Source organism: Sphaerospermopsis reniformis, from assembly GCF_005402885.1.
GTDB lineage: Bacteria > Cyanobacteriota > Cyanobacteriia > Cyanobacteriales > Nostocaceae > Sphaerospermopsis > Sphaerospermopsis kisseleviana.
Genome location: NZ_BJCE01000003.1, coordinates 1 through 22,634 on the forward strand (window position 1 = coordinate 1; position 22,634 = coordinate 22,634).

At 38.8% G+C, this 22,634-nt stretch carries 18 protein-coding genes and 2 pseudogenes; 7 read left to right on the top strand and 13 right to left on the bottom strand.

Translation table 11 applies throughout. The features are described from left to right. On the top strand, positions 1-187 hold a 187-nt coding region (locus FFR48_RS00765; RefSeq protein ID WP_162501822.1), incomplete at its 5' end, for a hypothetical protein. A 352-nt stretch (positions 188-539) separates the two neighbouring features. Next, positions 540-1,682 carry a cytochrome P450 gene (locus FFR48_RS00770; protein ID WP_162501823.1) on the top strand — a complete coding sequence of 381 codons (1,143 nt, stop codon included), beginning with the start codon at positions 540-542 and terminating at the stop codon, positions 1,680-1,682. A 404-nt stretch (positions 1,683-2,086) separates the two neighbouring features. Here FFR48_RS00770 and FFR48_RS00775 read toward each other — a convergent pair whose 3' ends face one another. The 6 genes and pseudogenes from FFR48_RS00775 to FFR48_RS30470 form a co-directional block, all read right to left on the bottom strand. Further along, positions 2,087-2,701 carry a PIN domain-containing protein gene (locus FFR48_RS00775; protein ID WP_096573007.1) on the bottom strand — a complete coding sequence of 205 codons (615 nt, stop codon included), beginning with the start codon at positions 2,699-2,701 and terminating at the stop codon, positions 2,087-2,089. A 15-nt stretch (positions 2,702-2,716) separates the two neighbouring features. Continuing rightward, a complete protein-coding gene (locus FFR48_RS00780) occupies positions 2,717-3,166 on the bottom strand; it encodes a hypothetical protein (RefSeq protein ID WP_096573006.1) in 450 nt (149 codons plus the stop codon). A 415-nt stretch (positions 3,167-3,581) separates the two neighbouring features. Beyond that, on the bottom strand, positions 3,582-3,965 hold the full coding sequence (locus FFR48_RS28840) for a hypothetical protein (RefSeq protein WP_190647363.1): 384 nt from the start codon (positions 3,963-3,965) through the stop codon (positions 3,582-3,584). Between the two features lie 244 nt (positions 3,966-4,209). Further along, positions 4,210-6,564, bottom strand: a complete 2,355-nt coding sequence (locus FFR48_RS00790; RefSeq protein WP_137666041.1) for an arylsulfatase — start codon at positions 6,562-6,564, stop codon at positions 4,210-4,212. A 66-nt stretch (positions 6,565-6,630) separates the two neighbouring features. Then, the gene (locus FFR48_RS00795; RefSeq protein ID WP_236103959.1) at positions 6,631-7,542 is read right to left on the bottom strand and encodes a bile acid:sodium symporter family protein; all 912 of its coding nucleotides are present in this window, start codon (positions 7,540-7,542) and stop codon (positions 6,631-6,633) included. A 9-nt stretch (positions 7,543-7,551) separates the two neighbouring features. Next, a pseudogene (locus FFR48_RS30470) lies at positions 7,552-7,669 on the bottom strand (IS630 family transposase); the annotation flags it as partial. 391 nt (positions 7,670-8,060) lie between these two features. Between FFR48_RS30470 and FFR48_RS00800 the strand changes: the two are divergent. Further along, positions 8,061-9,668 carry a hypothetical protein gene (locus tag FFR48_RS00800; RefSeq protein WP_096573003.1) on the top strand — a complete coding sequence of 536 codons (1,608 nt, stop codon included), beginning with the start codon at positions 8,061-8,063 and terminating at the stop codon, positions 9,666-9,668. A gap of 31 nt (positions 9,669-9,699) precedes the next feature. On the opposite strand, the gene FFR48_RS00805 is transcribed toward FFR48_RS00800, so the two are convergent. Both FFR48_RS00805 and FFR48_RS00815 read right to left on the bottom strand, forming a co-directional pair. Further along, entirely contained in the window at positions 9,700-11,097 is a 1,398-nt protein-coding gene (locus tag FFR48_RS00805) for a hypothetical protein (RefSeq protein ID WP_137666042.1), read from the bottom strand. A gap of 495 nt (positions 11,098-11,592) precedes the next feature. After that, a pseudogene (locus FFR48_RS00815) lies at positions 11,593-11,778 on the bottom strand (element excision factor XisI family protein); the annotation flags it as partial. A gap of 61 nt (positions 11,779-11,839) precedes the next feature. Here FFR48_RS00815 and darT point away from each other — a divergent pair. The 4 genes from darT to FFR48_RS00835 all read left to right on the top strand — a co-directional run bounded on the left by darT (position 11,840) and on the right by FFR48_RS00835 (position 16,929). Beyond that, positions 11,840-12,469: a type II toxin-antitoxin system toxin DNA ADP-ribosyl transferase DarT gene (darT, locus tag FFR48_RS00820; protein WP_096573000.1), complete on the top strand. Its 630-nt coding sequence runs from the start codon at positions 11,840-11,842 to the stop codon at positions 12,467-12,469. A 209-nt stretch (positions 12,470-12,678) separates the two neighbouring features. Continuing rightward, positions 12,679-13,728: a type II toxin-antitoxin system antitoxin DNA ADP-ribosyl glycohydrolase DarG gene (darG, locus tag FFR48_RS00825; protein ID WP_096572999.1), complete on the top strand. Its 1,050-nt coding sequence runs from the start codon at positions 12,679-12,681 to the stop codon at positions 13,726-13,728. Positions 13,729-14,102: 374 nt separating this feature from the next. Further along, complete coding sequence (locus tag FFR48_RS00830) at positions 14,103-15,167, top strand: AAA family ATPase (RefSeq protein WP_096572998.1); 1,065 nt, start codon at positions 14,103-14,105, stop codon at positions 15,165-15,167. Beyond that, a complete protein-coding gene (locus FFR48_RS00835; protein WP_137666043.1) occupies positions 15,157-16,929 on the top strand; it encodes a vWA domain-containing protein in 1,773 nt (590 codons plus the stop codon). Before FFR48_RS00830 ends, FFR48_RS00835 begins: the two co-directional genes overlap by 11 nt. Before the next feature lie 379 nt (positions 16,930-17,308). Here FFR48_RS00835 and FFR48_RS00840 read toward each other — a convergent pair whose 3' ends face one another. The 5 genes from FFR48_RS00840 to FFR48_RS00860 all read right to left on the bottom strand — a co-directional run bounded on the left by FFR48_RS00840 (position 17,309) and on the right by FFR48_RS00860 (position 22,527). Then, entirely contained in the window at positions 17,309-17,665 is a 357-nt protein-coding gene (locus FFR48_RS00840) for a Spx/MgsR family RNA polymerase-binding regulatory protein (RefSeq protein ID WP_096572996.1), read from the bottom strand. A 555-nt stretch (positions 17,666-18,220) separates the two neighbouring features. After that, positions 18,221-18,847: a hypothetical protein gene (locus tag FFR48_RS00845; protein WP_096572995.1), complete on the bottom strand. Its 627-nt coding sequence runs from the start codon at positions 18,845-18,847 to the stop codon at positions 18,221-18,223. 86 nt (positions 18,848-18,933) lie between these two features. Further along, the gene (locus tag FFR48_RS00850) at positions 18,934-19,491 is read right to left on the bottom strand and encodes a Uma2 family endonuclease (protein WP_096572994.1); all 558 of its coding nucleotides are present in this window, start codon (positions 19,489-19,491) and stop codon (positions 18,934-18,936) included. Between the two features lie 57 nt (positions 19,492-19,548). Continuing rightward, on the bottom strand, positions 19,549-21,183 hold the full coding sequence (ade, locus tag FFR48_RS00855) for an adenine deaminase (RefSeq protein WP_137666044.1): 1,635 nt from the start codon (positions 21,181-21,183) through the stop codon (positions 19,549-19,551). A 714-nt stretch (positions 21,184-21,897) separates the two neighbouring features. Beyond that, positions 21,898-22,527, bottom strand: coding sequence for a restriction endonuclease subunit R (locus tag FFR48_RS00860; RefSeq protein ID WP_096572991.1), 630 nt, complete (start codon positions 22,525-22,527; stop codon positions 21,898-21,900). Positions 22,528-22,634: the final 107 nt, after the last annotated feature.

Consider the following 22,634-nt stretch of genomic DNA (forward strand, 5'->3'; position numbering starts at 1 on the left):
CGCCCACCGCATTGGACAACAACGCCCGGTGACTATTTATAGGTTGGTAGCAAAGGACACTATTGAGGATAAGATTGTGGAGTTGCATCACCATAAGCGGGATTTGGCGGATAGTTTGCTGGAGGGTTCTGATATGAGTGGGAAGATATCAACGGAGGCTTTGTTACAATTGATTCATGAAGGTTAGGTTTTTAGGTGTTAGGCGATGGTAGTGGGAAGTGGGGAGGGCGATTGGCTACGCCAGTGCCGCAGGCGATCACTTGCAAACCCCCAACCCTTAATCCTCAGTTATAGATCACTCAGGAATAATAGATGAGATAGGAATAGTAGAAAAAATTAAAAAGATATTCTCAATAGATAGTAGAGATGTCCTCCTCTCTCTGCCTTTCTTTGTCATGAGACTTATTTCATAAGAGATACCTCTGTTAATAATATCCCAATTACAATTTAGAGACCTAATTTTATTAAAGGTGTGTTCACATTTAACGCGATCAATGCTTTTGCAAACATTAATTGATCTACTGGAGGTATCTATGACAATGTCTGACCACACCCCACAGGATTGGAATCCGCGAGACCCAGCAGTATTAGCCGATCAGCTTCACGCCTACGACGAGCTGCGCGAGCGGTGTCCCGTTGCTTACAGCGATGCAATGCACTGGTCACTCTTTTGCCACGCGGATGTTGTCGCAGTGCTGGATGACCCGGACACTTTTATCAATGCCTCGCTGCATCGTGCTATTCCGAATGCCATGAATGGAGCCGAACACACGAAATACCGCGAAATCCTAGCACCCTACTTTTCAGCCTCCGAGATGGCATCGATTGAACCCAAGTGTCGAGAAATCGCTACGAATGTAATGGAGGCGATCAAGATGCCAGGTACAACTGATGCAGTGGCAGACATTGCCGAGCCGATCGCCTTCCGAACGATGTGTGCGTTTCTTGGCTGGCCACAGACAACGTGGGAACGCGTCCGCAACTGGAGTCACGGCAATCAGGCGGCGACTTTCCACCACGATCATGAGGCTGCGCGTGCGATCGCAGTGGAGTACGAGGCAATTGTTACCGAGGCAATCGAGGATCATCGTCGTCAGGACATCCGGGACGATGTTACCGGTCGGCTGATGATGACCGAGGTAAACGGTCACCGCTGGAGCAACGAGGATATCATCGCGGTGCTGCGGAATTGGATAGCAGGGCATGGCACCGTCGCCGCAGCAATCGGCATTGTCATTGCCCATCTAGCAGAAAACCAGAACCTCCAACACCGTCTGCGCGAACAGCCACAGCTAATTCCCGCCGCCATCAATGAAATTCCTCGAATGGACGGTCCATTGGTTGCCAACACCCGAGTAACAACGCGGGAAGCCACGATCAACGGCCGTACGATTCCCGCAGGTGAGCGGATCTCGCTGATGTGGATCGCCGCTAACCGAGATCCGCGAGCGTTCAACGCCCCGGATGAAATCCATCTCGACCGCGAACAGCAAGCCAATTTGCTTTACGGCGGGGGTATCCACTACTGTCTGGGAGCGCCTCTCGCTCAACTGGAGTTGCGCGTTACTGTCGAAACGCTGCTCGCCCACACCGCAGAGATATCGCTTGCCTCAAACGAGACCCTAGAGCGCGAAACCTTCCCTGGCAACGGGTTTGTCACTCTACCAGTGCGTATTCGCTAAAGTTTGTTATTTCAAGTTTAGACGCTATAGATACTGCGGAAAGACCTATTTGGGTTGACACACTCCCCGCCCTAGAAGCGCGAAGATTCTGGGTTCAAACAACAGTTGCAGGAATCCCCGTCTTACACTGTCTCGCCCAACAGACAATGCCCTGTTTGTACTATTCTATCAAAAAGTCGCCCTAGAAGCTTGCCTGTGGGCAAACAGGGGCGAGGAGCTTTCAACCCATGTTTTTGCTAAATATTGACCTGATCAATTTGGAGAAAACTGGTAAATTCAAAGCTTTCTATAACCCACATTCCGCACTCCAATTCAAACCATAAGTTTTAATGTTTTAATTGACCGTCAATGTAGTTTGATTATGCTACTTTTTGAAGTGCAAAATGTGGGATTTAACACAATAATTAGAACTGTGAATTTAACCAGCCTAAAAAATCGCCCGTCTTGACAAAATATCTTTGTATACCTGCTTCCTGCAATATTCCTTTAATCTCTTTTGTACCAAAATCTTTAGAATTTCCACTCAATAGAACTTTCTGATTATTTAAAGATGTTTTGGCATGATCAAGAATACAATGTAAAATTAAATTATCTGTAGGATCAGTAATAAGTACATTTTCCAGACTTGTACTGAGTATATCTGGTTTTAATTGTATGAATTCTACATAATTTTTAGCCCATTCTAAAACTTCAAACAGACGAATATTAATATTATTAGCCATTTTTTCGTTATTATATTTTGCATTTTGAAGAGATTTCATAATTTCTACAGAGTATTCAGAATTCGTATTTCCTCTTAGTTCACTTATTTCTCTTTCTAAGTTAACTTGAAAACGATTTCTCCTTGTACGTTCATCTTCCAAAACCGAAAGAGATTCCATACAACAAATTGCCGGAGTGACAATTTCTATTAACGACATTTTTTCAGGAGAAGTAGAATATACTAACTCTTCAGCTTCTTGCTCTTGATTCTTCGCAAACTCAATAAAAAAATTAGTTTCTATATAAAGCGTAATCATTCAATTTTCTAACCTTTATTGTGCTGCATCTGCTAGATTTTCTACAAATCCTATTTGCTGTAATTCTTGTAACTTGGGGGGATTTTCTGTTTTCCAATGATAAGCTAAATCTCTTAACCATCCTTCAACTAATGTTTCTAGATAATATTCAAAAATCCTTTTTTTACTAAATTCTAGATCATATTCAGATAAAACTTCATGCGTTGGGAAGATGTAGACATTTTCTAACGTTTCACCATCCCATTGAAAGATTTTAATTTCTTCACGGGTAGCTGTCATAGCATAGGGAATTATCACTCTGTTATGTTCATACTCAAATTTGAGGATATTTTCGATTTTAGCGGTAATATCCTCTACAATATCCCTAGCTCTAACTTTTGATACTAGCAGTTTATTTCCGTTTTTATCCCAAGCGGTAATATCTGATAGTTCTATTGTTGTGTCACTCAGTTTTGTACTGTCCATTCTTTTTATCCTTGTGACATTGAAGATTATAATATTGTTATTATAAATGGCGATCGCTTTGGGAAATATAGTTTTATAACAAAATCGAGCGAGCTAAAACCATCGAGATAAAGTATCGGAGCAAGGCGTAAATATTTTATCGTGCTTTAGACGATGGATGTAGGGGAGCGGCTTGCCCCTCTAGGGGCAGTTATACTACAATAGCTTTAACAGGAATGGTAAACAACCTGTATAAAAACCTAACTGCCTAACGGCAATCTGTACCTTGACAATTGAAGATATGGGGTTCTATTCCATAGTTCTAGTTCCTAACCAGGAATAGGTAAAATCTTCATGGGGGCTGGACGAAACAGAATTTAAACTCAAACAAAACTTGGAGTAATCCAACTACCTCCGGGCAGGGGGAAAGTAACGCTTAGGAGCCAGTGCGTTGGGCGGGTTTCCCGACTTGAAGCAACTGGCGTGGAGAGAACCACCTCTGGGTTAGACACCGCAAGGGATCTAAGCTAAGTGGACTCGTTGAACTAAGAATCTGCGCTCCTTTAGGACGCAGAGTGTCAATATTCATCAGCCTTAATTCCTTATCTTCTGGCTGTTGCGACTCCGGTTTTCGTAGCACTAGCCATACTGCACGACGTGGTGTGAGACAAAGTTTTTTGGGTTGAGTGACTTTTGGTAAAGACTTAACTAAATGGCGTTTTCGTGGCTTAATTCCTTGGGCTGTACGGATACGTCGTGTGTAACGAGCTACAGTATCATAACTCCCTTTGTAACCCTGCTGTTGAATCTCTGCAAACAAGACTAAGGCTTCGTGACAACCTTCATTCCAGCGTCTAAGGATATATTCCTGGTAAGGGACTAGGATGCTTCGACCTCGGCTTCTTCGTCCAGTTGTTTCTGGGAAGGTAGGAGTACGTAAATAGCGAAGTACACTTGTTACACCAATACCAACTTGACGAGCTATAGCTTTTGCATTCCAACCTTCTTCGGATGAGACGTAAGCCTTCTTGCTGTTTCAGGTACAAGAATCTTTCATCTTGTTGCTACTGTCGTGCCATTATCACACGCATTTCAGCTTCACGGTCTTGAATCAAATCTCCACTAACATCCACTATCACACTATGAATTTTGCCCGTAAACTTGAAGGGCGGTTCATAATCGGGTGTTACAGGCGCACCAGGGGCTATCCCACAGATCACACCACTGGTCAGACCTAGTGCTAAGGGAGTAGTTACAGGAACATTCGCTTGCCCAACTAATTTCCCATCAATATAAAGTCGGGCATGACCTGGTGATCCTATCCCCTTGGCTAAATCTGCCTGACCCGTCACTTTAAACTCAAAACGTAACTGGTGCCGACCCTCCGAGATTAATGACTCAGACTCGACATGGTAGAGCGATCGCCCTACATAATTATGAACCCAGTGCAGTTTAGCATCTTTGACATAGAAGGAGTAGCCACTATCATTACCACCGTGAGCAAGTAATACTCCTTGTGCGCCACCTGTGGGAATTTCTACATCTGCTGTAATACTGTGGGAACGATTGAGCAACTTAACAGCACAATTAGCTGGTATTGGCTGAGTATCAGGATAGTAAGTATAGCAGCTACGATTGACAGCAATCTGAGGACGTTCTTGTGCTAATCGTTGTACACCCCTGCCATCCACAGGTAACACATTATATTTACCCGCCTCTACATACCAAGTGGCAATCATCTCAATCAACTTGGGGCGGTTGTCTGTAGCAATGTTGTGATTTTCGGCAAAATCCTGAGCAACGTGATACAGTTCCCAATGATGAGTATCTAACTCTGTCAAAGTTTCCGCCGAGATAGGCGCACCAAAAAACCCATCTGCTTCTGTAAATGAGGGGCCAGGCCAAGGACAAACAGCCCGCCAACCATCATGGTAAAGCGAACGATGTCCCATCATCTCAAAATATTGCGTCAAGTGCTTAGTGGGTGCATTACTATTATTAAAAGTATGGGCAAAGCTGACACCTTGAATTGGGGATTGGCTGACACCCCTAATAGTTGTTGGTGGCTCAATTTCTAATAATTCAAGTACCGTTGGTACTAAGTCAATGGCGTGGGCATACTGAGTAAGGATTTCACCTTTTGCCTCAATACCTTGAGTCCAATGGACTATCAACGGGTCGCTGATACCACCCCGATAGGTTTCCCGTTTCCAGCGACGAAAAGGCGTATTACCCGCCCAAGTCCAGCCCCAAGCATAATGGTTGAAGGTTTCTGGACTACCCAGTTTATCTAATGCTTTGAGGTTTTCTTCTAAAGACTCTGGCACATTGTTAAAAAATAGATTTTCATTAACCGAACCAGTTGGCCCACCTTCAGAACTTGCCCCATTGTCGGAGATGACCATAATTAGAGTATTATCGAACTCACCAATAGTTTTGAGGAAATCGAATAAGCGACCGATGTGATAGTCAGTATGGGTTAAAAAGCCAGCAAAGACTTCCATCATCCGGGCATAAAGCCGTTTTTCTGCTGTTGAGAGAGAATCCCAGTATGCAACATCGGGGTCATGGCGGGATAGTTCTGTGTTAGCGGGGACAATGCCCATTTCTTGCTGACGAGCAAAAACCTTTTCCCTGTAAGCTTCCCAACCATCATCAAATTGTCCAGCATAGGCATCAGCCCATTCTTTCGACACATGGTGAGGAGCGTGCATCGCCCCAGGACAGAAATACATGAAAAAGGGTTTATTAGGGACAACCTGCTTGGCATCAGCAATAAAGCTAATTGCCTTGTCTACTAAGTCTGCGGTCAAATGATAGCCTTGTGCGGGGGTCTGTTCTGGCTGAACAGTGTGGTTATCATAAACCAAATCTGGATAATACTGGTGAGTTTCTCCGCCGAGAAAACCATAAAAACGTTCAAAACCACGACCGAGAGGCCAACGATCATAGGGGCCAGCCGCAGATATTTGGTCGGCGGGGGTTAAATGCCATTTGCCGATCGCATAGGTGTTATAACCCTTCTGTAGTAATATCTCGGAGAGAAACCCATTCTCAAAAGGAATATTCCCATTGCTACCGGGATAACCAGTAGACCCTTCTGTAATGCAGGCCATAGCGTTGGAATGGTGATTGCGCCCAGTGAGAAGGCAAGAGCGGGTGGGTGAACACAACGCCGTCGTGTGTAAATTGTTATAGCGCAAGCCATTGGCTGCTAATGCGTCTAGGTTGGGTGTGTTGATGGGACTGCCATAGCACCCAAATTGTCCAAATCCTGTATCATCAAAGACAATAAATAGCACGTTTGGTAAGCCTTCTTTTGCCCGCAATGGTTCTGGCCAAGCTGGACTGGATTTATCAACTGTCCGGCCGATGACTCCAGGGAAAGTAGTTCCGGGTTTGTATTCACGCAGAGACATAAAGCTAAACTCCTGAAATATTGAAATATGCAGCCTACACCCTACCCCCAAGACCCTATTGTTGACTCATGATGGGTTTTCAGCTAATCTGCGCTTATTCCAGATTGAGTAGGGAACACCTACAAAGGCTCCCAAAATTAAGTAAGCCACCAGCGTCGGCATCACCTGCTGCTGTACATCATTCAAAATGGCGATAAACAAAGCTAAACCAAAATTGCGAGCAACACAGAAAATCGCCAAGGTAGAGCGGGTATCATGGTCGAATCTGCCTAAAGCGTGTCCAATTCCTAGAGAGGCAATTACCATAATGGCGAACTGCTTGCAGCAGCGCTTCGCTATCGCTCCGAGTGGTAATACCCAAAGCTTGTACAACAATGGTAGTCCGAAGATACACGCCAAAATAACCAGCCCGAAAAAGAGACTATCAGCTATCAAAGTTAAGGGTTGGGCTATTCTTTGAGCAAATGTAGGAGCGAACTTGTTGATGAAAAGACCGAGACTCACAGGCAATATTTGCACCATCATCACTTGTCGGGCAACATCTAAAATTGCCACTTTTTGCGAAATATCTGCAAATAAAATCGCAAAAATCGCCAAGGTAGAGGGAGTCACAAAAACCGCAAGTATTACTAGGGTCAGCTGAAGACTTGCTGCATAACCTAAGTTGCCTCCAGCAATTTGCGCTCGCTTTGTGCTTAGAGGCGCACCTGGAGCAGCCGCCAATAAAGCTAATCCTATCGTTACTTCCGGCGGTAAGTGAAAAAATTTCATCAGCACAATCACCTCTAGAGGAACAAGCAGCAACACGGCTAGAAGCGCACGCAATACTAAGGCTGGTTTTCGCCAGAAGCAGAGGATATTCTCAACAGAGAGTTTGCTCCCTAGTGCTAACATCAGAAAAAAAATAGTGACTGTAACGAGCATCAGAATTAGAGGATTGTGCATAGCTGTTAAATGGTTGATGCTGGGTTTGGTCAAAAATAGTTGGTAGTCACTATTGAATTTGTTTTTTATCTGACGATGCCACTTAATGATTGATTAACTCGCCCTGATTCAATAGTTTATTTAGTAAAAATTTCAGTTCATCTACTGATGGGAATAGCCTTGGGAATTTGATATCAATAACAAGAGTTGAATTTAGTCAATCTCTTATCAAGGCCAATTTAGCCTCCTCGGCTTCGCAAGGAAGTTACACCTCATTGGCTACTGAAACCTTTACTATAAGCGATGAAGAGCCTTTACAAGATAGCCGTTTCTTAACTTAACTGGCTTTCTTATTGAGGGGTGGCTTTTTTCGGTGAGTATATTATTAGGCGATCGCTTGCTGAAAGAGAAAGTAAGAAAAGGGCGATCACACTTGAATAATTAATAATGTGTTCAAAATTATACTAAATTTTCTTTAGAGTTTTCCCGTAGTTTCGTTACTCATTGAGATTTTTGGTATACAATAAATGTTGAATATTAGCACAAAATTATAAATACAGGAAAAAATTGATATGTATTCAGCAATTTCACAAGTTAATCTACAAAGTGATGAATGTTTGATGCTTGTTCCTATTCCAAGATTTGATATTCCTGAAGTTATTACTATAAATGATATTACATTATATCCAAAAGAAACAGTAAATATAGATGAATTGTTCAGCAATATATTTCATGCAGATGATGAACAAAATTTACTTAAAGATAAAATAAATTCATACGTTTTAGGATGCTTTAAAATAAAAACATCGGAAATTGATGAAACATATTTACCTATTTCAGTAGAACATGATCCTAAAATAATAGACATAGCCACCAAGAAGTTAGAACCAATTCTAGATTTATTTAGATTTTACTATTGTGATTACTTTTATCCTCATTCTCTTCCTGGTAGAGTAGGACAGATATACAATAGCAAATCAATTGTCCTTATCTTCCGTTATCCTGTAATTTGCAGATTTGCAATCCAAAATAAATATAGTACAGAAATAGTGATTGGAAATGGTCTGAAAGTTAGAGATTTGTCCAAAATAAAGAGCTATTATAGTAATATCAAAACAATTGGGGAAGTATATCATATAGTTAACTATGCTCTAAGGTTAAATTCTCAAATACTTGAGCAAGATAATTTGACAACAAAATTTATACAAATAATAACATTGTTTGAGTTTTTGGCAAATCCTGATAAATTTGAAGTATTTCAAGATGCGAAAAAGAAATTCATACCCCAGATAGCAAATAATAACCAAGAATATCTTTTTCTAGTTGATAGATTTATGAAATTTAGCAAAGATTATAGAACCGATGTTGTTCATAATGGCAAACACATTACTGAGATTTTTAATGAACCTATTGACATTGAATCTCTTTTTGTTGAACTTCAAAACTATATTAGCAAAATTATTAGTGAATTAATAAGTTTAAGTCATATTTCGTGGAATGAACTTGAAACTATAAGATATAATAAACGCCAAAATCTTACTAAAAAAACTAAAAAACCTGACAAAAATAATCTGACATTTGATTTTAGTAGATCATTAGCAATAATTGATGTTAAATACTTAGTTGAAAAACTTTTTTATGTATTAGATTTCTACAAAAGAGATGGGTTTGATTTTGGGTCAATTTTAAAATCATTAATTCAAAATTTTAGATTTAACTCTAAAGGTACAGTTATTCCTTTGTATTTCTACTTACCAAATAATTATTATGAATCAATAAATGAATTATATAGAGATACAAAACTACAGTTATATAAGGATATTTTAGGTATGAATGGTGAAAAAATACCCATAATAGGTTCGAGAATTATAGAAATACATTCTGCACAAATTAAAAAAAATCTGTTTTTGGCGGAATGTGTAGAAATGAAATTAAGGGAATATTGCCAAGATGGTAATCGTTACTTTATGAATAAAAGTGGATATAATATTGTAGGAATTTTTGCAGATGATCAAATGACTGCATCAGTTATTCAAAATGCTATAAATGAAGGTATGAATACCGATTTTATATTGATAAGAGAATTTAATGTCAACAGTCAAATGCCAGGTAAACTGCGATATAGACCTTCAGATTATGTTATGGCTGAAGCTATTGGGGTCCAGAAACATGAGTTATGATAAAAACTTATGTGTCAAAACAAAAGGAATTCTACACAAAACAAGCTTTATTAAACTCTCTCAGGTTATCTTCAATGTTCCATACATAATATATCCATTCTTCTAAGTTTTGATATTGCTGTCCTAAAGCCTCTATTCCTAACTGAATTACCTCATCATCACCTAAAAGTATTGGTGGTAGTTTAAGACAGCTATCATCTTCAGAAAGTAATGATTTAAGACTCAGTTCATGATTTCCACAAATACCTCGTTTTGTAAAATTCTCCCTTCCGGCTTTTAGTAGAGTTTTTAATCGAGAATATTCAGATATAAAGTTATCTTCGTCAATAGCTGCACCTAATTCTTGAAAATTTTCCATTAAAGGATCTTTTAGTATTTCCTTATCTAATTCATTCATTTCTATGAATGCTAGTTCTTCTAATTGCATAAGAGATGGTAAGCCAGCAGCATTTACTGCTGATTCTAACCAGTTTAATATATCTGAATTGGTTAATACATCTGATAAATTGTCTTTAGGTGCGAAATTTGCTAGAAGATAAAACACAAAACCACGGTCTTGAATTTTCAACATTTGTTTAGTTCTATCACCTATAGCTTCTTGAATGTCATAAGGAATTTTTAGTAATGGAAATACTTGAGAAGGAAGATTAAGGCAAAGTGTTGATAAAGCAGATGATAAAAAATAAGCACTTGTTATCTCTGAAATTCCAACAAGATTTGCCAAACAGTGAGCAGCAACAGAATAAACAGTTAGCTGTGGATCGTATAATGTTTTTAATGAATTTTGCTCTATTAAGTTATTTTCAATTAACATTTCTTCCTGAGAAAGTGATGATAATAAAGATATTTCTAGTTTCTTTTCGGATGCTACTGCATTTGTCTCTAGCAGAGAAACTACCGATAGAGGAACTCTTTTGATAAGCTCATCATCACTCGTGAAAAATTTAGTAAATAAAAACGGATACTGTTCGCTGATTTTGCCATCTTTATCAAATTGTAAGCCAGAACCGAATTGATACCGCCAAGGTTTCTGATTCCAAGTTTTGTTAGCAGCAGAACCATTAGCTGTATAGTAGTCTGCAAAATAAATTCTACTTAAGTCAGAAAATAACTTTTGTATTCGCCACAATTCATCAATGTTTTCGTTATATTTTGCATTGAAAGCATTAAAGATATCAATTAAAAATTTTTGCCCCCATAAAGTGCTAGTATGGTCTAGCCAGTGAGTTATTTCATGGATAAATATTCCCAAAACTTTTCGTTTTATCTGTATATCTTTAGGATTGTTTATTAAATGTGATAGATGTGTTATCTCCAAAGAATTAGCGCATACAGTTTGGCTTAGAAAGTCATATTTACCGACGATATTTATGTTAGGAAATCCCCGCCAATTTTTCATAATTTTTTCTATCATTTTATTTTTATTCATAAGTTTTTAGAAAGTATAGATTTAATCACTGTAGATTTTGCTTTTATTGATTATACCCAATCAAAAGTCTTAGTAACAGCCTTCTTCCAAAGCCGATAACAACCTTCCCTTTCCACAACATCCATCTTCGCTTCCCAAGTCTGATCCAAAAGCCAATTTTCACTTAATGGGTGGCAAGGTGGCTAAACAGCTTGTTTCATAAGGGATAGAGCCTGAAAGCCACGTTGAAAAAAGAGGCATTTATCAGGTATAAAAATTATAGGCGATCGCTCTCATAATTAACAGTAAAAAAATTACAGGTTATGATTATTAACAATTACCTTCTAAAATCTCTATAAGAATGTTCCAACCAATAAATGATCCAAAACTACTCATTGCGATCGCAACATCTGTCTCTCATTCCCAGTCTGGAGACTGAGAATGGTTTTTGAAAGGTTCTACCTTTCTTTTTTATCTCACGCAAAGACACAAAGGAGCAAAGATAAGAAGAGATTTTTAGGCTACTCCATAATCTGTATAGGGGCGTTTATAAGGAGGATGTAAACCTAGTACAATATCTTCTTTAGGTACTCCCATTTTTACTAAATCTGCGGTGGGATTTTCTTCTGTGAGATTTTGTTGTAACCAAATTTTGCCGTTGTTAATATCTAGGTGTATAACATTCCGATAAAGACGATTTAAAATCTAGAGAATAGGTTTGTTTGTACCTGAAATCTCCAAGAGTATAATTTAAAATCACTAGATGTCTACACCGATTTATCACATCACCCACATTGATAACTTAACCTCCATAATCACCAGTGGGGGATTGATAGCAAACAGTAAACTCAAGATACAACAAACCAATTATCTTGACATCGCACACGGACACATTCAAGATAGACGTGCCACCACAAAAGTCCCCTGTAGTGCTGGGGGATATTTACATGATTATGTCCCCTTTTATTTTGCTCCGCGTTCACCCATGCTTTATGCCATTCATAAACAAAATGTAGATAGTTATAGCGGTGGACAACAGCCAATTATCCATCTAGTTTCAGAAGCCCATACCATCAATTCTTTAAAACTCAAATTTGCATTTACTGATGGACACGCTATCATGGCATATAGCGAATTTTATGATGATATATCTGATTTACAATCTGTCATTGATTGGGAATTAATGAAATCAAAATATTGGGCTAATACCCCAGATGACCCCAACCGCAAATGGAGAAGACAAGCAGAATTTTTAGTTTATGAATATTGTCCCTGGAATTTGATTCAGCAAATAGGCGTAATCAATAAAACCATTGCTCAACAGGTACAACAAATCCTTAATCAACTGAATATAGAAACACCAGTAAATATTTATCCCAGTTGGTATTATTAAAATCTGCAATCCAGACTGAAAATAATATTTTACATTATTATAAATCAAAATGCAGATAAAGTAGTAAAATAATATTGGTTTAAAATTAGTTTCTAGTTGTTCCAGCAGAAATAATCAGTAATTGGTAATCAATTATTCCCAATCAGCAAATCCTACAAAAAATACAGCAGTATAAATAACAATTAAATTTTTTTAATCCAGTAAAAACAATGATTGAAATTAAGCAAGGCAACTTATTAACAGAACCAGCCCAAGCCCTAGTAAACACAGTGAACTGTGTCGGTGTCATGGGTAAAGGTATCGCCTTGCAATTTAAACAAGCTTATCCAGAAAATTTCCGCCAATACGAAAAAGCCTGTCGTGCTGGACAGGTGCAACCGGGGCAGATGTTTACCGTCGCTACAGGTAACTTATTTAACCCCCTGTACATTATTAACTTCCCCACCAAACGCCACTGGAAGGGCAAATCTAAATTAGAAGATATCAAAACCGGACTGGTGGCATTAGTCGCTCAAGTACAGCAATTAAACATTACTTCCATTGCTATACCTCCCTTGGGATGCGGTAACGGTGGCTTAGACTGGAGTGAGGTAAAACCCTTAATAGAATCAGCCTTTGCTGCACTTCCAGATGTCCAAGTCATTATTTTTGAACCCAGTGGCGCACCCGCACCCGCACAAATGCCCGTAGCCAGCAAAAAGCCAAATATGACTCGCGCCCGTGCCTTGTTTATTCGCTTACTGGAATTGTACGGTATTCCCGGTTATGAATTAACCAAACTAGAAATTCAAAAACTCGCCTATTTTTTACAAGTAGCTGGTGAACCCCTACGCCTTGAGTATGTAAAACACAAATATGGACCTTATGCCCATAACTTAAATCATGTTTTAAAACATATAGAAGGGTATTATATATGTGGTTATGGCGATGGAACAGCCAAGGCAGAAAACGCGGAAATTTACGTTTTACCCGCAGGTAGAGAAGCTGCACAGGCATTTTTAGCCAATGAACCATTGGCACAGGAACGGTTAGAACGAGTTAGTAACCTCATAAACGGTTTTGAAACTCCTTATGGCATGGAAGTATTGGCTACAGTTCATTGGGTAGGAACTCACGAAACCAACCCAGCCCAAAATAGTGAACAGGCCATAGAGTTAGTTCATTCCTGGAGCGACCGCAAACGCACCATCTTTAAACCACAACATATACGTAAAGCTTGGCAGCGATTAGAACAGCAGAATTGGTTGGCTGCAAAATAAAAATATATTGATGATGTATAACCAAGAAATGAGCGAAAAAGATTTAGTAGCAGATGTAGAAATTGAAGAGTAGACAGTGGGAGATAGGGGATCTGCGTTGACTTGTAATGATTGGCATTATCACTGTTTCCTATTCCCTTTTATCAATTTGGTAAGTGCCTGGGCAAAATTAATTTAACATTTTTGGAACAAACAAAAATCTCTGTATTCCTTATCTGTTACCTCTCCCAAATATAAGTACCCAAGCAAAATTAATTTAACATATTGATTGAAAACCAAAATGCCTGTATTTCTTACCTGTTCCCTGCGATGCACTGAGCCTGTCGAAGTGTTACCTCTCCCAAATATAAAATTTATTTTGCACGACTACTTAAATGAACCCAGCAATTACAGTAACCCAAAAACAACTCTCAGAATTTCTGCTCAATGTCGCAGTAGTGCGACCCGTATTTATTTGGGGAGCGCCAGGAATTGGTAAATCATCATTAGTAGAAGAATTTGCAACCGAGGTAGGAATACCTTGCGTTTCACTACTTGGTAGTCAACTAGCACCAGAAGACTTAATCGGAGTACCACAGATCATAGATGGAAAAAGTCGCTTCTGTCCACCAAAAATGATTGCACGAGAAGAACCCTATTGCCTATTTTTGGATGAACTTAACGCCTGTTCTCATGAAGTGCAAAAAGCATTTTATAGCCTCATCCATGAACGTAGAATTGGTGAATATTATCTTCCCCAAAGTTCAATCGTCATTGGTGCAGGTAATCGCGCTCAAGATAGTGCAATTGTGAAACCCATGTCTTCACCCTTGCTAAATCGTATGGTTCATGTTCATTTAAAAGTTTCCCATCGAGACTGGTTAGATTGGGCAAAAAATCATAATATTCATCCTTGGGTAATTGAATATATTCAAACTCGCCCAGATCATCTGTGGAGTCAACCTCCTAAACATGAAGAACCTTTTTCCACCCCCCGCTCTTGGCATATGCTAAGTGATACCTTACATGAATATGGAGACAACCTAACAGACCACTGGCTAGAAGTTCTCGCTTTGGGGTGTCTTTCTCCCCACCATGCTACCCAATTCAAAGGTTTTATTAAACAAATTAAAAGTAAATACCAACTAACAGCAATTCTTAAAGGCGAAATTGGTTGGCCACACCTACCAGAAGATAGAGATGTCCTCTATTTTTTAGCTCAATCATTCCGCGCTCAACTCATCAAAGAATTACCCCAAGAACGCCAAGCAATTACAGGTAATCACAAAGACTTAGCCCATCGCGCCAAAGGACTACTCAAAGATTTAGCCGCTATCAGCTTTGAAATTGCCCAAATGGTGGTTTCTGAAACCGAGAAAGGAGATGTTTTACCTAGTTGGTTAATGGTAGAAATAGTTAGAGACTTACCACGTTTAGTCAAAAAAGAAAATGCCACGTAAACAGAATCAAAAAGATATTGCTAAACAGCAATTTGAGCAAGGATATAATATCTTGCGACAGCATCCAATTTTTACATCTTTACTTTATCATGCTAACATTAATCGTCAACCGAGTAATCAATGTCCGCCAAAACATTGGGCTGTCATTAATAATTTAGGTACAATTCATGTACATCCCACCCGACGGGGTTCTCCTGAAGAATGGGTTTATGTACTGGCTCATTGTCTCCTACATTTAGGCTTTGGTCACTTCCAAGAACGCACCTATTTCCGTGAATGGAATGCCGCTTGTAATTATTTTATTGCTAAATTTCTGGCAGATTTAAAATTAGGAACTGCTCCAGAAGAATACCTCTTTCCCCTCAACTTTGCTAACCGCAATGAAGACAGTTTATATCAAGAATTTTGTGAGCGGGGTATTCCCGGAAATGACTTTGTTGATATGTTTATAGAAACTCCCAAAAGTTATTATTGGTATGCTAAAATTGATTGGCAAGCTGTCTTTGGAGAAGGTTTAACAAAAGCTGTTACTAATGCCGTATCTGTAGCCGCAGGACAGGATATTTCTTTAGCAGGAGAAAGTAAAAATAACACTCCTGCACAAAAAGCTAAGGCTTGGTTTATTAATAGTTATCCTTTATTGGGAGCTTTAGCAACTAATTTTGAAATTATTGAAGATCCATTAATTTGTCAACGGTTAGAAATTTCTGTAGCCGCTATTGATGTAGAAAATCAGCAAATTTTTATTAATCCTGCCGGCGGTTTAACTAATGAAGAATACCGATTTGTGATGGCTCATGAATTATTACACGCCGGACTGAGACATGATACCCGTCGTCAAGGAAGAGAGCCTTATTTGTGGAATGTTGCTTGTGATTATGTGATTAATTCTTGGTTAATAGAAATGGGGGTAGGTGAATTACCTCAAGTGGGAGCATTGTATGATCCTGATTTGAAAAATTTATCTGCTGAGTCAATTTATGACAGAATTGTGAAAGATTTACGCCTTTATCGTAAACTAGCTACTCTCCGGGGAATTGGACAATGTGACATTTTAGAACCACAAAGAGCAGATTGGTGGACTTATGGTGATGGTGTGGCACTGGATGAATTTTATCGTCGTTGTTTAAGTCAAGGACTTGCATATCACCAAGAACAAAATCGCGGTTTTTTACCCGCAGGTTTAATTGAAGAAATTCGCGCTTTGAGTTATCCACCAATTCCTTGGGATGTGGAATTAGCTAAGTGGTTTGATAATTATTTTTCGCCTTTAATTAAAGTTAGATCCTATAGCCGTCCTAGTCGTCGTCAGTCAGCAACTCCTGATATTCCTCGTCCTTGTTATGTACCTGATAGCAATCATGAAGAAGGTCGCACATTTGGGGTGGTTTTAGATACTTCTGGTTCAATGGAGCGGGAATTATTGGGAAAGGCATTAGGGGCGATCGCTAGTTATAGTATTTCCCATGATGTTTCTTTGGTGCGGGTTGTTTTCTGTGATGCTTTTGCTTATGATCAAGGTTATTTGACCCCAGAATCTTTAGCAGATAGAGTTCAAGTCAAGGGTAGAGGGGGTACTGTTTTACAACCCGGTATTGATTTACTGGAAAAAGCGGATGATTTTCCCAAAAATGGACCATTGCTAATTATTACTGATGGCTATTGCGATAATTTACATATTCGTCGAGAACACGCTTTTTTAATTCCTGTGGGTCGGTATTTACCTTTTGTACCCAAGGGTCAAGTTTTCAGAATTAAGTAAATTAAGGAGGCAGGAGAAATCCACGTTTAAAAACGTAGGATTGAAGCAAATACGCTTTGTATTGCACTCCGTGCCGCTTCGTTAAAGTGGCACTCTCACTCGATACAATTCTTTTTTTGAACTGGGCTTTAAACCCAGAACTAAAGTGGGAGCAACGCGATTTTGTGAGATCGGGTGCGATTCTCAATTACACCACTAAATTCTCAACAAAATTAGGTGTTTTCGTTGCGATCGCATCCCGAAATAGGCTATTTACGTACCCGATTTCGCCACCTCACGTTTTCGCGTTGCTCCCAACTAAAGTTTTTATTTATACTTATTTCCTCCTGCCTCCTGCCCTCTGCCTCCTACCTTCTTTGTAAAGTAAAACCCAGCAAAATTAAAGCCCCAACTTTTGCCTTACTACCTCATCTTTATCTTTAAAACCTACCAGCACAGCCGTTCCATCTTTGAGGAAAAGGGGGCGTTTAAGCAGCATTGCATCCTTAGTGAATGCTTCAATCCATTGCTCATCTGTCCAAGTTTTCTTTTCATCACCTAAAGCCCGGTAAGACTGACCGGATGTGTTTCGCATAGGTGCAGAACCTAAAGACTTGACCCAGTTTTTAATCATCTCACGAGTTGGAGGAGTTTCTTTGGTGTTAATGAACTCATAATCAACACCATTTTCTTGAAGCCACTTGAAGGCTTTTTTACAAGTTCCGCAGTTTGGTATTCCGTAGATTTGAATAGACATAAAAAAGATTAATAATTTTAAAGCAGATACTTTAGCTTAAACAGCAGAAGCCTAGTATGTTAATTTTGTGTGTTTTGGAAGGACTGTCTCGAAAATTATGGGTATTACTGTAGTTTATAGTTTACACCGAAAGCTACTGGAACAGATGATTTTTTGTAAAAATACGCGACAGATTTTGTGCATGAAATCTTATGGAATAAAGGTTTCAGAATTAACACACTAGCATAAGCCGTCAATCAATTTTGGATTTTGGATTGACGTTAGCGAAGCGTACGCAGCGCAGCGAGTATTTTGGATTATCTTCTCCTTTAAAGAAGAGGCTTGAAGGCGGAAAAAAATTTGTATTTTTCTCCATAAATGGATGGAGAGGCTTGAAACTTTGTTTTTAGATTTTAGACTTTGATTTTAATCTAAAATCTAAAATTTTTTCGGTCACGGTATGTTTTACAGCAGGGAACAGGGAACAGGCTTGAAAGTCTGTTAACATCAGGTTTTGTTCCTAAAATTTATACCTCATTTACTCCAAATCTGTTTTATTTTTTGAAGTCCCTAAAGTTAAACAGCAGATCGAACTAAATTATTTAGCTGTAATTCAGATTGTTTAAATATAAAATTAACAGCAGCAAATAATTTATCTAGTTCATAAATGGTAAAAGGAGTCATATTTCTGGTAAATTTGTTATTTTCTAGTTTACCAAATTGCCATGTCGCGCCATTAGAAACAATCCCCCAAATAATGATTTGATATTCTCCATTTAATCTTTGAGCAGCAATCATTTCCGCTAAACATTGCGCCCAACCTGCTTCAAAGTTGTCTTGTTTGGCTTCTACTAAAATAAAGTATGGTTTATCAAAAACAACTTTACCTAATGGGGAACGTTTAGCTAAAATATATTCAGGAAATCCTGATAATTTTTCATCGTAGTTTAAGGATTGATGACTCCATAAAATAAAATGTTGGCGGTAGATTTTCCAAACTTCTTTGAGAACGGGATAAATTAAGTTTTCGCAAATGGCAAATTCTGAGTTATCAACAACAGCATCCCGCATCATTAATTCTAAATCTTCGCGGAAGTAGTCGGTAATATTAAAGGCAATTTCACTGATAAAATTGTCTTCGGTGTAGATAACTTGAAAAGTTGTGAGGACTTCCCCAATAGTTTTGAAATTACTGAAAGCCATTTTTTACCTTTGCAAAATTTAAGTATTACTTGATGTAGGGTGTTTTACAGCACAAGATTGTGACATCGGAGGGTGCGAAATGTGGGTTATAAACTCAACCAGCTAAAGACTTCTTGAACAGTAATATTTAATTCAATCCCTGTGAGAACTGGCAAGTAATCGCTATTTTTAAGTTCCTTAACTCGGCGATCGCTATCTACCACCAAAATACTTTCATCGTCACTATCAACCAACCAACCTAACTCAGTACCATACTCAGCACAGTGTAGTAATTTGCTGAGAACTTGTTTATATTTCTGTTCGGGAGAGAGAATTTCAATTACCCAATCTGGATGAATTTCAAACCGATTGGCGATGCGTCCTGATGGCAACCGAGGGATTCGCTCCCAACGAAATACCGCTATATCTGGGACAATTGCTAATCCACCAAAAATACAGCGTAGTTCTGGAAAAGCTTTGGCAATTTTCTGAGGTTTAGTAATTTGATTAATAGTTTCGCATAGATCAATTTGAAGTTGGCTATGTTCCCCTTGAGGCATTGGTTTCTGTATAATTTGTCCATGAATAAATTCAGAAGCTGGTTCTGTTTCTGGCAATTGCAAAAATTCTTCTATATTTGTCGGTTGAATTGCTGCAATAGTCATAGCTTTATGCCCTCTCAAACCTCTTTAATTTTAACAGCAAACGACTCTTGGTAAATGCTATAATTCATCAACAAACAGTGGTATAAACTGAAATTTTCTCCCATCAAATAATCCTTGATCACTAAGTTTTAAATCGGGTATCACCAGCAACGCCATAAAAGAAAGAGTCATGAATGGTGCAGATAGTGTTGACCCTAATCGTTTTGCCCAGGCATCGAGTTCTGCGTATTTTTTGGCAACTTCATTACCATCACCATCACTCATCAAACCCGCCACCGATAAGGGTAATACGTCAACCTTATTACCTTCGACTACCGCAATACCACCTTGATGTTGAATGATGGCATTTACCGCAGTACAGATTTCTAAGTCCGTTGTCCCCACTGCCACAATGTTATGGGAATCATGGGCTACACTTGATGCTATCGCCCCTCGTTTCAATCCAAAATTCTGCACTAATGCCACTGATGGCGGTGTATTTTGATAGCGATTTACCACCGTAATTTTCAAGATATCTTGCTCTAGATCAACTGTGACTTTACCATTTTCAATCTTTGCGGGTACACGCTTTTCCCCTGAGATCAACTGACCATCAGTGACGGTAATCACTCTGACTGTTGAACCCTTGGCAGTTATTTCAAAATCCCCCGGTGTTTTTGCAGCAGTATTAAAATTATTAATGGGTTTAACTGGAACAAACGGTAACAAAGTTGACCCTGACTTGGCTGTTAACACACCCTGACAATAGGTAGCCAACACCGTAAAATCTTGTAAATTATCAACAACAATCAAATCTGCACTGTCCCCAACTTGCAGCAGTCCCACATCAAGATTGTAATGTTTGACAGGGTTTACACAGGCAACTTGCAACACATTCATAACATCGTGACCTAAAGCCACTGCCCGTTTTACCAAGAGATTAATGTGTCCAGTAACTAAATCATCAGGGTGTTTATCATCACTGCAAAACATACACCGTTCTGGGTGGACATCAATTAAACTGTGCAGGGCATCAAAATTTTTAGCCGCTGAACCCTCCCGAATCTGAATCTTCATCCCCAATGCTATTTTCTCCAAAGCCTCACTCAAGAAAGAACATTCATGGTCTGTAGTGATTTTTGCTTCTGCATATTTACGTAAACCCGTACCCACTAACCCCGGTGCATGACCATCAATGGGGATTCCCAAACTTTGCGCTAAATGAATTTTGTCCATTATTTCTGGACTATCAGCCAACACCCCCGGTACATTCATCACCTCACTTAAATAAGAAACACCATATTTAAACAGTTGATGGAAATCGTTTACCGTCAGGGTTGCCCCGGCAGTTTCAAAAGTAGTGGCAGGAACACAGGCAGGAAAACCAAAAGCGATTTTTAGGGGAGTTTGTAGGGCATTATTGACCATGAAGCGGATACCCTTTAAACCCAGAACATTAGCGATTTCGTGGGGGTCAGAAACAGTGGCGACCGTACCATGCACCGTTGCTAATCTTGCGAATTCAGTCGGTACAAGCATGGAACTTTCAATATGAATATGGGCATCAACAAAACCGGGAAGAATGTACTGTGAATATTGCCCCTGGTCAGGGATTATGGTTTGAATGCTTCCATCTTGAATGTGAACAGTACCTGGAAAAATACGACGGTGGAGAACGTCTATTATATTGCCAGCAATGGTAAAATTATTCATAATTTTATTGTTAAAAAATGCCTAAAGTTAGAGATTTGGTGACCAAAAAATGCTTTACAAAAAATGCTATAATAGAATCTAGGATTTTACTAAAAAATAACACCTGGAAATTATTTACTTTTACAGCAGCTTTCAGTTTTCAGCAGTCAGCCATCAACTTGTGAATCCTTTTACTGTAAGGCTTTGTGATTTTAATTTGTACTTCATCACATTGGAAACTGCTGTCACTACTATCGTAACCTTTAAACCAAGAATTTAAGAAAAATTGTGACTAAAATTATTGCTATTTTTAATCAAGCTGGTGGAGTAATGAAAACCACTAAGTGGTGTTAAGTAAGTCGGCACGAAAAAACCAAAGCAAGTACAAAAATGTAAAATTTCTAAAAACCTCTTCCCTCCTGACTTGAAAGTGTGGGTTGGGTATGGCAAATAGGTAGGTTCAAAGACCACTTTCATCCTTGGCTATGAAATTTTTTCATAGGGACTACCTTTCCATAACAACAATTTTTAACGCTTACCTACTTATGGCCAGGTAAACCAGACTCAAGCAAGTTTTAGAACCTGATCTCGGTGTGTTCATCATGCCGCCTTAATTACCATCTTGGGGGTAGGGGTAATGTTCCTGAAGGACAGCTATCGTTGCTTGATAAGTAGTCATGCAAAATAATAGCAAGGATTCAGACTTTTTAATTTTAGGAATTTCATTGGAAAAATTCAAGCATTCACCAATTGAGTTAAATGCTTGAAAATACGCAGCACATCATATAATTCATTTCCAGGATTACGCATTAAAAACCCTTTTGATAAAGCATAACGGGGTGGGTTTCCTTTTACTAATTTCACAAAAATAAACTCGCTACCTGTGGCAATCATCCCAAAACTGGGTTTATCAGGATAGGGATTACCTAACATATAATAAAGAATTTGTGCAAGTCCTTCTTCAATAGAAAAAGAAGATTTTTTCGATTCAATAATCATCACCCAGAATTGCTCTTTTAAAACTAAAATATCCATTCTACCTTTGATGATTACGTCTTCATCTGGTACGGCAATATCTATAGATTCTTCTGATTTTACGTAAAAGGGAGATAAGTAAAAATCACCGATAAAAAGTATCGGATCTACAATTGCCATGCGGACAACATCTTCTAGCAATGGGGGATAATTGAGAAGATTCAAATAACCAGCTTTTACTTTGTCTAAAAGTTGTTTATCTAAATCCGTAATTTCTGGTAATTCCTCTTGCCATTCTGGGAAGAATTGTCCATGTAAAACTAATTCAATGCCAAAATTATCAATTAAGTAGCGTAAATCAATATCTCTTGCTTGGAGTGTTTGTGTCATAATTTGGTGATTGGTAGTGATCCGCAATATTTCAATATTTAACTCTCATTATATACAAATTATTATGGCAGTTTGTTCCCTCAATGACGTAGCCCCCTCAATAGCGC